14 protein-coding genes and 1 rRNA gene are annotated in these 12,701 nt (G+C 51.7%); 7 read left to right on the top strand and 8 right to left on the bottom strand.

Features of this window, described 5'->3' with window-relative positions:
• The first annotated feature begins 106 nt into the window (after nt 1-106).
• From rrf to BM123_RS19375, 3 genes are all read left to right on the top strand, one after another.
• A 5S ribosomal RNA gene (rrf, locus tag BM123_RS19385) occupies nt 107-219 on the top strand.
• 68 nt (nt 220-287) lie between these two features.
• A complete protein-coding gene (locus BM123_RS19380) occupies nt 288-1,157 on the top strand; it encodes a hypothetical protein (protein ID WP_139211973.1) in 870 nt (289 codons plus the stop codon).
• Nucleotides 1,158-1,188: 31 nt separating this feature from the next.
• The gene (locus BM123_RS19375) at nt 1,189-1,605 is read left to right on the top strand and encodes a hypothetical protein (RefSeq protein ID WP_090171981.1); all 417 of its coding nucleotides are present in this window, start codon (nt 1,189-1,191) and stop codon (nt 1,603-1,605) included.
• Between the two features lie 272 nt (nt 1,606-1,877).
• Here the strand turns inward: BM123_RS19375 and BM123_RS19370 are convergent, their stop codons facing one another.
• The gene (locus BM123_RS19370; protein ID WP_090171980.1) at nt 1,878-2,885 is read right to left on the bottom strand and encodes a DUF937 domain-containing protein; all 1,008 of its coding nucleotides are present in this window, start codon (nt 2,883-2,885) and stop codon (nt 1,878-1,880) included.
• A gap of 288 nt (nt 2,886-3,173) precedes the next feature.
• Between BM123_RS19370 and BM123_RS19365 the strand changes: the two genes are divergently transcribed.
• Nucleotides 3,174-3,719, top strand: a complete 546-nt coding sequence (locus BM123_RS19365; RefSeq protein ID WP_090171979.1) for a pyridoxamine 5'-phosphate oxidase family protein — start codon at nt 3,174-3,176, stop codon at nt 3,717-3,719.
• A 20-nt stretch (nt 3,720-3,739) separates the two neighbouring features.
• Nucleotides 3,740-4,348: a ribonuclease HII gene (locus BM123_RS19360; RefSeq protein ID WP_090171978.1), complete on the top strand. Its 609-nt coding sequence runs from the start codon at nt 3,740-3,742 to the stop codon at nt 4,346-4,348.
• Between the two features lie 15 nt (nt 4,349-4,363).
• On the opposite strand, the gene BM123_RS19355 is transcribed toward BM123_RS19360, so the two are convergent.
• From BM123_RS19355 to BM123_RS19345, 3 genes are read right to left on the bottom strand one after another with little or no spacing between them, the layout of a single operon-like run.
• Nucleotides 4,364-5,470, bottom strand: coding sequence for an AAA family ATPase (locus BM123_RS19355; protein WP_406603253.1), 1,107 nt, complete (start codon nt 5,468-5,470; stop codon nt 4,364-4,366).
• Nucleotides 5,471-5,502: 32 nt separating this feature from the next.
• Nucleotides 5,503-6,762 carry a DUF4350 domain-containing protein gene (locus BM123_RS19350; protein WP_090171977.1) on the bottom strand — a complete coding sequence of 420 codons (1,260 nt, stop codon included), beginning with the start codon at nt 6,760-6,762 and terminating at the stop codon, nt 5,503-5,505.
• Nucleotides 6,755-7,513, bottom strand: coding sequence for a hypothetical protein (locus BM123_RS19345; RefSeq protein ID WP_090171976.1), 759 nt, complete (start codon nt 7,511-7,513; stop codon nt 6,755-6,757). The genes BM123_RS19350 and BM123_RS19345 overlap by 8 nt, the downstream gene beginning before the upstream one ends.
• Before the next feature lie 185 nt (nt 7,514-7,698).
• Between BM123_RS19345 and BM123_RS19340 the strand changes: the two genes are divergently transcribed.
• On the top strand, nt 7,699-8,028 hold the full coding sequence (locus tag BM123_RS19340) for a DUF2853 family protein (protein WP_090171975.1): 330 nt from the start codon (nt 7,699-7,701) through the stop codon (nt 8,026-8,028).
• Between the two features lie 168 nt (nt 8,029-8,196).
• On the opposite strand, the gene BM123_RS19335 is transcribed toward BM123_RS19340, so the two are convergent.
• From BM123_RS19335 to BM123_RS19325, 3 genes are all read right to left on the bottom strand, one after another.
• Complete coding sequence (locus tag BM123_RS19335; RefSeq protein WP_090171974.1) at nt 8,197-8,850, bottom strand: SDR family NAD(P)-dependent oxidoreductase; 654 nt, start codon at nt 8,848-8,850, stop codon at nt 8,197-8,199.
• Complete coding sequence (locus BM123_RS19330; RefSeq protein ID WP_090171973.1) at nt 8,847-10,127, bottom strand: M43 family zinc metalloprotease; 1,281 nt, start codon at nt 10,125-10,127, stop codon at nt 8,847-8,849. The genes BM123_RS19335 and BM123_RS19330 overlap by 4 nt, the downstream gene beginning before the upstream one ends.
• A gap of 82 nt (nt 10,128-10,209) precedes the next feature.
• Entirely contained in the window at nt 10,210-11,553 is a 1,344-nt protein-coding gene (locus BM123_RS19325) for a serine hydrolase domain-containing protein (RefSeq protein ID WP_090171971.1), read from the bottom strand.
• A 153-nt stretch (nt 11,554-11,706) separates the two neighbouring features.
• On the opposite strand from BM123_RS19325, the gene BM123_RS19320 reads away from it, so the two are divergent.
• Nucleotides 11,707-12,042: a four-helix bundle copper-binding protein gene (locus BM123_RS19320; RefSeq protein ID WP_090171969.1), complete on the top strand. Its 336-nt coding sequence runs from the start codon at nt 11,707-11,709 to the stop codon at nt 12,040-12,042.
• A gap of 5 nt (nt 12,043-12,047) precedes the next feature.
• Here the strand turns inward: BM123_RS19320 and BM123_RS19315 are convergent, their stop codons facing one another.
• Nucleotides 12,048-12,572 (bottom strand): AAA family ATPase, encoded by a 525-nt coding sequence (locus tag BM123_RS19315; protein WP_090171966.1) that lies wholly within the window; start codon nt 12,570-12,572, stop codon nt 12,048-12,050.
• Between the last annotated feature and the right edge of the window lie 129 nt (nt 12,573-12,701).

Genomic DNA, 12,701 nt, shown 5'->3' with positions numbered 1-12,701 from the left:
TGAGGAGTTAGTTATCGTTTATCTCTTTTCCCACTTGTTGATCGTTTCACTAAAGAAACTGAATCATGACCTGCTTGAATGAAAGTGCGGTTATGGTTACAAAGACTTTGGTGGTTATTGCGGGCAGGATCACCTCTTACCATTCCGAACAGAGAAGTTAAGCTGCCCAGCGCCGATGGTACTTGGACTCGATCCCGGGAGAGTAGGTCACCGCCAATTTATGAAAGCCTCGTTCTGCACCTGCAGAATGGGGCTTTCTCCGTTGGGAGCAATACCCCCTGAAAGAGTTGAATGTTTTTTGTTTTGCAAAAAATGATTTATATTTGATTTATGAAAATACCCAATACCCAATACCCAATACCCAATACCCAATACCCAATACTTTAACCTCAATCTACTTTAAGGTAGCAGTATTAATGGTTTTTGCCGTTTGCTCTTATGCATGTGAGGATGGTTTGGTAAGTTTAAATTCGGAGAGCAAGGAGGTAAAGTTATCTTCTTTAGATTTAAATGCTTTGTCAGATGAACTTGCAAAAGATAACGATCTGCAACTTATTTTCGAAAAAATAATTGAGGTCCAAGTTCTAATGGCTGATAATAGTCAGATATCAGATATGTCTGCTTTCTCTGAATCATTTGGTGGAGATAAGAAGGCCTTTTTTAAAGGCTTATCAAAACACTACGAAACACTTGATTATGAGTACTTAGTCAACCTTGATCTCGAACTAGAGGGTGCTCAAACAAGATTAAAGTCCAAGTTTAAAAAAGAATTTAATTTCTTGAGAGAATCAGATATTAAGTTTAGGGATGCCTTTACTGCTGATATTCAACGAAAATTTGCCTACTTCTACAGTGAAAATACATTTGTTACTAAAAGTGGGAATTGTGCGGATGCTCTATGCAATGGAAATCATCGGTGTAGAAGGATGTTATGGTGCCTGGTTAGGACGAGCTTATGTGGGTTTTTAGATAATTGCGTCGATACAGCTAATGCATGGACAGTCACAATAATTAGTGCCGGGTTTATTGGAATGAATCCAATTGGAATTTCAGCAGGAGTAGTAGGCGGGATTATCTACAACGGATGGGCTATTGATGATTGCCAACGGCAAAATGAAGGTAAATGTCATTCTTGTGAAAGTGAATGTGAATTGTAAATTTTCCCTGTAACTCAATAAAAAGCTAAGCATGAAGCTTCACAAACTTAATCAAGAACGCTTAACAATTCTGTCTTTATGGTCAGGAGTGAATTTATCCTTAGTAGTTTACTTACTTCAGCCAATTACGATCAGCCTCTTGCTGTGTTTGCCACTTAGCTTAGCTATCGCATATTTGTACTTCGCATTCTGGAAACTATCCTTTAGTTTTAGTCAGGATGGATCAATGTCAGGGTTTATAGGAAACTTTATTGACGGAGAACATCCCCATGAATACCAAAATAGAGTACTTCTGAAATTGGCTGCTTCTTGTTTAATTGGTGCAATTATTTCTCTTGCCCTGTATAAAGTAGGAATAGTAATTTATGCTGTTGCTGTTCTGTCTTACGTATTATTATCTTTCTTCCTTCTCCCAATTTTGCTACGGGTGAAATTTTACTGGAAGTAAGTGCAACTGAGTTTACTCCCTGCTTCAAAACTCTTCTTTGCACCTGCGGCCGCGCCACACTTAAGAGTCAACCCCGATACCACAAACGTAGAGTCTTCCCGGACAGCCTTTTCTGTGTTCGGAATCTATTGGGTCGGTATAAAAAAGCGATCAGCGGACAGCATTCAGAGTCGTTTTGCCTAAATGCTATCCGCTGATCGCTAAAAGCCTTTTCTTTGACAGAGACGATGGTTATCTCATCCAAAAATTAGGGATGACTCATCGAAATGGGCTTATTTCCGTAGATATTGTCCGAGCATAGAAGCCCCCATACCCGTAATGTCATCAATGATGCTACCGTCGCCATCCCGGTCAAAAATAGCTCCGGCGAGGCCAAGGTCCGGTGCCGATTGACTTGGGTTCTGCTGGCTTTTGATCGCCATTTCCATTAAAGCTCCGCTGAGTCCCCCTGCGTCCAGTCCTTGTTCACGCTTGGTTTTACCCAGCATACCCATGAGGATGGGAGCAAGCGTTGTCATCAGCGGGCCAACCTTGTCGAGGCTAAGGCCACTGGTTTCACTTACCTGTTTCATGGTTTGTTCCTGCTGCTCGCCGAGAACATGCTTCAGGATTCCACCACCGTTGAAAGTTTTGCGGAACTGAGGAGGGATGTGGTCCTGATTGCCTACAGCTTTTCCACCGAGCAGGCCACCGAGTAGATCCCCGAGACCGCCACCGTCATTGCCTTTCGTCTGGCGCATCATGCCTTCAAGAAGGCTACCCAGGCCACCACCTCCGGTGTTAGTTTGTCTTGTCTGTTGGCCTCCGCCACCAAGAATACCACCGAGTAGGCCACCGAGGCCTCCTCCCTGACGGGGTTGTTGCGCCTGCGGACTTTGTCCTTGTTGCAGGATGGTGCTAAGCAGGCCTCCTAGCAGCCCGCCGCCACCTCGCTGGCTTTGTTGCTGGCCACTGCCCTGAGCCATACCCGTAATGAGATCCAGAAGACCACCACCAGTGGGCATTCCGTTACCAGGAGCTTCCCGACCACCTTTGAGGAGGCCTCCGATGATGTCAAGAATGCTACCGTCATGGTCGCGTTCAAGCGCATTGGAAAGGGATGCTGCTCCATCGGGTGTGGAAGCATTGCGGGCAAGCGCACCCATCAGAGTACTAAGAATTGCGCTAGAAGCTTTGGTTGTTGTTTTGGTGTCGGCACCGGTCTGCTGTGTAAGCACATCCATAAGGCCTCCACCGAGCTGCTGTTGAAGCTGCTGCTGAAGTATTTGAGAAAGATCCATGCCCGTAATATCGGTAATATTCCAGAAAAAAGCGGCAAACCGAATTGATTCGGTTTGCCGCGCAAAGATTCAAACTACTCTATATCGGTTTATGGCGTTTCTCAAAAGCCACAAGGGCAGTAATGGAGCGAAAAACCCCAAATATCTTTCGTGAGACTGATAAAGGAACGGGCGATGGGAAAAAAAGATTGCCGGAACATATGTTAAAACTCAAGATAACGTATTGGTCTCGTGTTTTTTTGCCTTTTGGTCGAGTACGAGCGTATTAAAAGGCTGTAAGTTTGAGTTATGGGAAAACAACTTTCTAAGCTCAGTGATCAGTTGACAGACTTTATCGGCAGCCAGCCATTATTCTTCGTGGCTACGGCACCAGGAGCAGGCAAAGTCAACTGCTCTCCTAAAGGAATGGATTCATTAAGAGTACTTTCTCCTAACCGGATAATATGGTTGAACGTCACTGGAAGCGGGAATGAAACTGCCGCTCACGTGCTGGAGAACGGCAGGATGACGCTAATGTGGTGCGCCTTCAGCGGCCCCCCCTTGATCCTTCGTGCCTATGGAAAGGCTAAAATGATTCAGCCAGCTGACCCGGAATGGGACGCTCTTTCTGACCGCCTTCCTGATATCCCCGGTGCCCGACAGATCTTCGACTTGCAAATTGATATGGTGCAAACGAGCTGTGGCATGGCCGTTCCTTATCTTGATTTTAAGGAGGACAGGAACCAGTTGCGGGAATGGTCGGCGAAGAAAAGTGAAGAAGAGTTAAAAGACTATCATCAGAAAAAAAATGCACAAAGCCTGGATGGCCTGCCTACAGGATTGCCCACAGAATAATCGGCTGCTATATTCGCAGCATGTTATTACCTTATTTTGCTGCTGATCGTTTAGAAGCCGGATGTGACGAGGCTGGCCGGGGCTGTTTGGCTGGCCCTGTGTTTGCTGCTGCGGTTATTCTTCCTCCGGGCTTCAGTAGCCCTGAATTAAATGACAGCAAAAAGCTAAAGGAAGCAGATCGCAATTCACTACGTGCGATGATTGAAGAAGAGGCACTGGCCTGGTGTGTAGCGAACTTTAGTGTGGCAGAAATTGATAAGTACAATATATTTCAGTCTAGCTATCGAGCTATGCACCGCGCCCTGGACGGGCTGGACGAACGCCCGGAGTTTTTGCTAATAGACGGTAAGTTTTTTATCCCCTACGGAGAAATGCCCCATGCCTGCGTGATTAAAGGAGATGGTAAATATCAGTCCATTGCCGCCGCCGGAATTTTAGCCAAAACACATCGGGACGAACACATGCGTGTCTTACACGAGCAGTTCCCGCAGTATGGCTGGGATACCAACGCCGGATATCCAACCGCGAAACACCGCAATGCTATCGAGGAATATGGCGCAACGGAGCATCATCGGAAAAGCTTCCGTCTGCTAAAGGATGGTAAGCAGTATTCTCTGTTTGGTGAGTAAAAAGCCCTTGCTACTCTAGCGAGGAATCTCAATGCTTCTTACAATTTCCTCAATAATGTCCCGCGAGCCAAAGCCTTCCATTTCCCGTTCCGGAGTCAGGATGATGCGGTGATTAAGCACGGGATAGGCCACTTGCTGGATATCGTCAGGGGTGACGAAGTCGCGCCCTGCCAAAGCAGCTACAGCTTTTGATAAACGGAGCAGCGCCAGTGAAGCTCTGGGGCTTGCCCCCAGGTAAAGGTCTGGGTGTGTTCGCGTACGATGAACCAGAGAAGCGATGTAGTCCAGCAATTCTTCCCGGATGTAGATTTTTTCAACGAGTGCACTGTATTTAGCAACAAGTTCGCGCGTGAAAACGGACTTCACCTCTTCCTGCTGGACTTGCTTAAAGTCGTTACGGAAGCGATACAGGATTTCTTTTTCCTCTTCATGGTTGGGATAGTCAATGATGACGCGAACCAGAAAGCGGTCGAGCTGGGCTTCCGGGAGTCGATATGTCCCTTCCTGCTCAATGGGGTTCTGAGTAGCAATAACGAAGAAGGGGGATTCCATCTTATAGGTCGTACCGTCAACGGTTATCTGCTGTTCGGCCATGACTTCAAAAAGGGCTGCCTGGGTTTTCGCCGGTGCGCGGTTGATCTCGTCAATGAGTACCAGGTTGCTAAAAACGGGTCCCTTGGTAAATTCAAACTCAGAGCGGGCCATGTTGAAGATGGTTGTTCCGGTAACGTCGCTGGGCATCAGGTCTGGGGTGAACTGAATCCGGGAGTAATCCGCATCAACCGTCTTAGCGAGTAATTTAGCGATCAGGGTCTTGGCAATGCCCGGTACTCCTTCTACCAATACATGCCCTCCGGCCAATAGGGAAGCAATCAGCAGATCGATAAATTCTTTCTGGCCAACAATCAGCTTGCCTATTTCTGCCCGGACGGCAACGGCAGCTTGCCGCAACTCCTCCAGGTCGATCCGGTCAGTAGGGGCGAGGTTAGCATTAGAAACGGGTACTGCAGGAACATCAGGAAAGCCCTCCGCCGGAGCAGCTGCCTCTGAACTAATGATCTGATCATCCGGCATAGGAAATTCCTGCTGTTCTTCCGGCCCTGGGGTATCGTCTTCGTGCATCATTGAGCAATGGTCTGAGAGGGTAAGGTAATTTAAAGTTTGTAGAGCGGTTCTATCGCCCGGTAAAAACGCATAAGAGCAAGTTCTTCAATTTCGATCTTCCCCTGTACTACCCGTATTTCGATCAGGGCTTTTTCGGCTATCTCAGGAGCAATTCCCGTGAGCTCCGCCAGGTTCTCTGGCGGAGGCTGGCCCTCCTTCCAGTGGATACCGTATTTTTCCTGTAAATGAAACCTGAGGTTACCCAACTCCTGCCGGGCAATGGCTGCGTGATTACCTTTTTGATACACCAATCGGCTGATGGTATCGATAAAGCGCTTACTGGAATTCTCTCGCCGGATAATGGGAGGGATGATCCGCTGGCGGCGTTTGCCGCGAAAGATGACATACAGCAGAGCTGCAATAATCAGCGTATACCAGGCCAGCGCCAACGGCCCTTGTTCCTGAATGTAGCTCAGCGCCTCGTTGCCCGTTAACAGGTTCCGGCCACCGTTGTAACCCGTATTGTTTGCCCGGTTACGACGATTGTCCCGCTGCCTCGCCACGGATGGTGGCACCCGGCTGTACTCGTCCCAATAAACCGGCCCTTCGCCCAACACCGCCAGGCTCGCTTCGGCATACTCGTGCCGCAAGCTGTCCGTAACAAAGTAATTTGTCAGGAATATAGGATTGGTCAGAAAGAAGAAATTGCCCTCCCCCCAGCTAAGTCGGACAAAATTAATGAACACCGTATCCAGGGTGCCAATGACTTCATTATCGATATTGGGGTCACAGAGCAGTTCTTCGTTGACATAGTGGGTGGCCCGGAAATAAGGCTTATGATCATAGACCTGAACGAGTTCAAAATTTTGCCCACCGTCCGTAAGCTGAAGCTGAACGGTATCTGTCTGAAGGTAGGGCGTGATTTGGTCCAGATCATAGATGCCGTAGTAGCAATCATCTCCGAAGAGGTGAGAAGCCAGATCTTCCGGCAAGTCGTTGGCAGCGATGAAGGCAGTATTACCCCGCTCGACGAAGTCGAGCAGGTGGGTAATTCCGCGCTCGTTGTAGTAGGCGTAACGACCGACAAAGAGATAGTTCGCATGATCGCCTTCATGCTCCCGGAGAGTGCCCAGGCTATCACTTAGCATCGTGAGGCCTTCGGGGCGGGCGTCGAGCAGCTGATGTAAAGCGTAAATGTCGTATGGCTCCTGATCGTCGTAACGATAGGTCTCACTCCAGTTAGTGGGGCAACCGTAAAAGCTGAGGAGCGCTGCTCCTGCCAGCAGGTAGCTAAGGATTCGCTTAAGCATGGGGCGATACTTTAGCGGATGAAGAAGCAATCTGGCTGCTCAGGACATTGAATTTTCGCTGTACCAGCCGGTAGCCCAGCTTTTCGATGGCATACTTCCCGTACCAGTAGCGTTCGTAGTCAATGGTAACTTCCCGGAAATCCGTCAACACCTCTTTGCCAAGCAGTTGATTCTGATAATCCCGGTTGCTATAGTCCCGACGGTATTGAATCAAACCAGCGTCCTGCAGTTCTTTTAGAAGTTGAATATAGAGTAAGCGAACCGCTACGTCGAATTGCCCGGCTTCTTCAGCGCGTTCCAGTAAACTGAGCGATACTCCGGTGGCGACGAGCTTTTCTTCCTCGAGGTCTTCCAGGTCAATGAATTCCTGATCTTCATCACCTTCTTCCCGGGTGCGCTTACGCATATTTACGTCGCCCAGCATCCGGTAAATCAAAAAGCCGAGTGCGGCAATGAGAATGGAGAAAATGATGATCGTGGTCGTATTGGAAAGGTTGAAATCCCAGTTGAAGTCCCAATCAGGCTCCGGTGGTTCTTCTTCCTCTTTTTCCTCCTCATCTTCTGGTAAAAAGGAAATTTCCTCCATTAATTCCTGATGCCGCTTTTCCGGGAATACCGGGCTTTTGTCATTTTGGGCCAGCGTATGCCCGCCGGAAATCAGGAGAAGACAAAATAAAACAATCATCCTGCCACCAGCCGTGAAAACGGGATAGAAACAAAGGGCTCTGCGTGTAGGTGAAAATGAGATCATTTTGGAAGCATGAAGATAAGCAGCACAGCGCTAAGAGGCAGAAACTTCTCTTGTGTCACCTTATTTTGGGAATTATTGGTTGTAACTATAACATTCCACCAAATTTTCGCATTATTGCTACGGAAATTAACTACTAAATCCGTTGGTGCCATGTATTGTGGCACTATCAATAAATCCACCCAATTATGAGCAAGTTCGATGAGAAACTAGCTACTTACGAAGCGGCCCTGAAAAAAATTGATTCCAAAGCAGATATGGATCTGCTTCGTAAGGTCACCAAAGGCCTTGGCCCATCCATCTACAACAACGACAGTAACAAGGTTGCTTGTAGCCAAAAATCAGAGATGGAACGCCTGGTGAAGAACTTCTGCGTTAAGAAGCTTGGTGTTGATCAGGCTGCCGGTGAAAAAGCCGCTGCTGAGGTTTGTGCTCAGTACACTGAGCGTAGCAAGCACCGCCCGGTATTCTACTACCTCGTAGTGAAGAACCTCGGCAAAGAAAGCGTTTACGCTTAATCTGCTGTTTCAGCACCCCCACATCGGCAAGGCCCGGCGGAGTTTCTCCGTCGGGCTTTGTTGGTCTAGGAGGGCAATTTCCGGGCGCGGGGCCGCAGGTGCAAGGGAGGGGATGAGGAGCATGGCTATTCAAACCAGACTTTGCTCCTGCGGTCCCGCGCCCGCTTCTCATACCAAAAGTCGGCCCGTTCGTTGGTTGGTCACCGCTGAGAAAACGACCTCCGCCACCTCCTCTGGCTGAAGGATGTCCGGCGGCGGGGTTTCGTTCTCCCAGCTGGCCGTCAAGGTGGCCCCCGGGGCCACCAGTGTCGTCAATACACCACTGCCCGCCAGCTCCGCCTCCCAGCCGAGATACAAGCCCCGGAGCGCGTATTTCGTCGCTACGTAGGCCGTCATATACTTCTTCCAGTGATCGGTGCCCGTAGAGCCAATGACCACCAAATGCCCACGCTGCCTGGCCACGAAACCCGGCAATAAGCGCCGGGCCAGCCGGTGATTAGCCAGCACATTCAGCTGATGCATGGCAGTGTAGAGGTCCGCTTCATCCAGAAGCTGACCCGGAGCGAAAGCGGCAGCATTCAATAGCAAGACATCGTAATCTCCCTGGGGAACGGAGGACACGCCCTTCGCATCTGAGAGGTCCGCCGCATGGGTGTGGAGCACACTGTTCGGGTAATTCTTTGCCCATACCCGTTGCATTTGCTGCAGGTCTTCAGTTGTCCGCGCTACGGCGGTTACCGACCAGCCCGCCTGCGCAAAGCGCATCGCGCAGGCCCGTCCAATGCCCTTGGTGGCACCGGTAATCAAAACGTGACCTTTCATATCTTTTCGTTGAGGAAGGTGGCGGCCGGGTCAATGACGATCTCTCCGCCAATACCACTCTCCGTGACACCCCGGCGGATGCCCGCCCACTGCCCGCCACAGTCGCTGTGAATGACGGCTGCCGGCCCGATCAAAAGCCTTGCTCCCGGGTCGACGTGAATGGCCGCTCCTTCCGGCAGGTGAAGTCGATTGTTGATCCGTAGGGTGCTACCCCGCCGGACGTAAATGTCCGTGTTAAAATCCCGGGCGCCTTCCCAGTTCAGGTCCTTGGTGACCCGCACCGGTTCGTTGGGGTTGTAGCGGCACCAGTAGGGCAGTAGCCACTTGCGCTGTCGACCGGTAATGTCGCTCATGCGGGCGTGCATGCGCCCGATCTGGCAGGGAGTGAGGGACTCTTCGCGGGGGCTGTAATCCATCAGGTTATTACTCGTTTTGCCGGGGCCGCGCTGGCCGGAGGCAAGGCTCCAGGCCCGGTTGGCATGGACCGGAGTATCGTCACAGCCGTCATTGCGGGTCCAGGCGTGGCCCAGGCCCAGCGCATGACCGATCTCGTGCGCCAGCACGTTACGCATCTCCCAGGGGGGGCGGTCGCGCGAGAGCAAGCCCGTAATTTTGATGGCATCGCCCAGGTAAATCCCGTCTACGCCAGATAAGCGAAAGCTCTTGCTCAGCACACTGTCTCGCGGAGGGCCCATGACAAAGATGTTCAGGATAGAATCTTTTCTAACGGCATATTTATTGATCACTTCCCGGCTGGCCCGGTTGCGCTTTCGCCCGTTGTGGAGGTACCAGTAGAGTTCATCGTCGTAATGTTCGTAGATGGCGTGTTCGTCGGTGCCGGGGATTTTTGCGAGGTTAAACCCCAGCCGACGGGGCAGAGCGGGCACCTCCATACTGTCTGGCCTGAGCCAGATCTCCGGGGTTTTCCTGATGAGCTCGTTGGCGTAAAAGACAACTTCCTTGACGTACTTGCGCGCCTTCTCTCCGTAAAAAGGGAAGAGGGTGTCGCTGGTATTCATGATGTGAAAGTTCAGCTGGAGGTAACGGATGGGCAGGTAGCGCTCGTTGGTGGTGTCCGGGAAGTAGTGCTCTGGGTTGGGGTTTCTTTCCTTGATGAACTCGTAGGTTTCCGGACGTTGGACGTCCTCCGGCCGGTAATCCTGATAGGTGAAGGGCTCGTCTTCACGGAGCTCGGGGATGAAATCGGCCACAACGGGTTTTGGCTTGCAGCCGAACGCTAATAGGGGAAGGAGGAAGAGGAAGAGATATTTTTCCATCGTGAAGGACGCTTAGTTCGTCAAAAGCTAAAGGCTGATGAGGGCCGGAAGGGTGACATGGTCTTGTTAAAGTTTGACGAGTCTACTGACCGGAAGGCACACTTTCGAGAATTAGTTTCACTAAAGAGTCGAAATCCGTCACCTTATCCTCTCCGTGCCCGAGGCGGGCGATGATGAGTTGACGAGAGGGGATGATGAACACCCGCTGGTCCTGGAATCCCCGCATCAGGAAAGCGTCTTTTGGCAGGGAGGGCATATCCGGACCGGGTAGCCACAGCTGCCCGCCGTAGGTGCCTTCGCTGCCGGCGGCAGGTTGGCGCATCCAGTCGATCCAGCCCGGGTAGAGGAGGGTGTCACCGTTCCAGACGCCGCCCTGGAGCATGAACTGCCCGAGGCGGGCCCAGTCCCGGCCCGTTGCCCAGCCGTAGGAGCTGCCGACGGGGCGGCCGCTCTGGTCGGGTTCAATGATCAGGCTCGGAGCCACCTGCCCGAAAAGGTCGTGAATCTCCTGCTGGATGGATTGTCCCTCCGGCAGTTGCCGCTGGTGGAGATCCATCAGGATATTGGTGGAGCCGCTGGAGTAAGCCCACTCATCTTCCGGTGCCTTTAGTGCTGGCATGCCGGCGGCGAAGGCGGCCATGTCGGCGTGCTCGTGCAGCATGATGGTGGCGTCGGAGATACTGCCGTAGGCTTCATTCCAGCCGAGGCCGGAGTTCATGTGCAGGAGGTCAGCGAGAGAAATGTTGGCGCGGGCGTCAGCGGACCAGTGGGGGTAGAGGTTTTTGCGGGAGACGAGGTGCTGTAAGCTGGTGTCCACTGTGCCGTTCTCAAGAAGAGCTGGCGGGCGGCGCCCGCCCGTTAACAGCGCCGTCAGCGTTTTCGTCATGGACCAGCCGAGGAGCAGACTGTTTTCGTCATAGCCTTCGGCGTAGCGTTCACCAATGATGCGACCGTTCTGCATCACGACGAGGCCCCTTGCTTCTCCACCCGGCACGGGCTGCATCCCGAAATCGAGGGCGGAGGCCAGTGTTGGTAGTTCGGCGACGATGCTTTCAGGTGAGGCTTTCTTTGCACCTGCGGCCGCGGCAACAACTTTGGCTAAAGGTTTTTCTTCATTGTTAACCAGCGTACAACCGACGCCCTCCCGGAAGCGGGCCTCCCGCCTTACGAGACCGAAGAAGGAGGAATAGACGCTGTTGCCCTTCGCTTCCAGTCCGTAAAAACCCAGGACAGAGAAGTTGAGATCGTGTTCACTGATCTCAGCCAGCTCTCGCCCCTGTAGGAAATGACAGCTACAGGCGTGTTTGGCTGCGTAGCCACCGCCGATGTTGAGGAGAGGCCGAAGCCAGAGGAAGGCGGCAAAGAGCAGCGTGGCCAGCAAGGTGACACCAATAATGAAATACCGTAATCGGGGAGAAAAATGCATAGCAGCAAGGTAGCAGAATTTCAACTTTTTTGTGGGCCCTGCGAACAGCTCCCCCCGTACTTTCCATTATATCGATATAAGATAGTCTTCATGGTTGCTCACCCTATCCGGTTCGGGCAGAGAGACTTTTTACCAAAACAAAAACTATCCAAGATGAGTACCCTGATCAATCCCTCTTACGTGCGTTGCATTGAAGCCTGCCAACAATGCCTGATTGATTGCCAGGTCTGCCTGACGAAAATGGCAACGAAAGAAAGCATGAACGACTGCCCGTATTGCTGTCTGCAGTGCATCGAAAGCTGTCAGGTTTGCCTGAAAATGATGGCCGCTGACAGCCAATGGGCGGCAGCCTACTGCCGTCTGTGTGCCGAAATCTGTACCTACTGCGCCGAGCAGTGTGGTGCGCATGATCATGATCACTGTCAGCGTTGTGCTGAAAGCTGTCGCGCTTGTGCCGCTGCTTGCCGGGAAGTAGCGTCAGCCGCCTGATAATATTATAGTCTCGGGCCGGGCTGGGTATTCAGAAACCGTCTTACGGCGGCGGAGCCCGACAGATGGAAAACGGCCTTCCCTGCTTTGCGCTGTTCCTCCAGCGTTTTCAGGATGCCAGGCCGGCGGGTAAGGTTGTATACGGCAACGTAGTGCAGAAAATGCCGGTCAAAACGTTCCCGGCAGCCCGGGGCGGAGCCCGGGCGTACGCGATGCCAGTACCGCAAGGTTCGTTTGATGACGCGATACAGGCAGCGCCAGGTGGGCTGGTCTACGTATACGACCGTGTCAGCCCGTGGCATCCGGTAGGGAAAGGTGCCGGAGTAATTCCCGTCCATGATCCACTCATCGCGGGCAGCGAGAGCCTTAACCGTCTCGATCCAGGCTTCCGTAGTGGGCTCTTTCCAGTCGGGCCCGAAGTAATGTTGGTCGAGGTGGATCGCTGGCAGTCCCGTCCGTTCCGAGAGCTGTCGGGCGAGGGTGGATTTTCCGGAGCCGGAGCAGCCGATGATGAGGATTCTAGTAGCCAATGAGTGAATGGAAGAATGAGTGAATGAGTGAATGAGAGAATGAGTGAATGAATGAACCGGAGAGCTAAAGGTCGGGCTTATGTAGGATATTCACTCATTACTTCCTTCGTTAACTCACTCCTTGCTGTA

This window comes from Neolewinella agarilytica (genome assembly GCF_900110645.1).
Classification (GTDB): Bacteria; Bacteroidota; Bacteroidia; order Chitinophagales; family Saprospiraceae; genus Neolewinella; species Neolewinella agarilytica.
The sequence above is the reverse complement of the archived record's forward strand: the minus strand, read 5'-3'. Positions and strand labels throughout refer to the sequence as shown.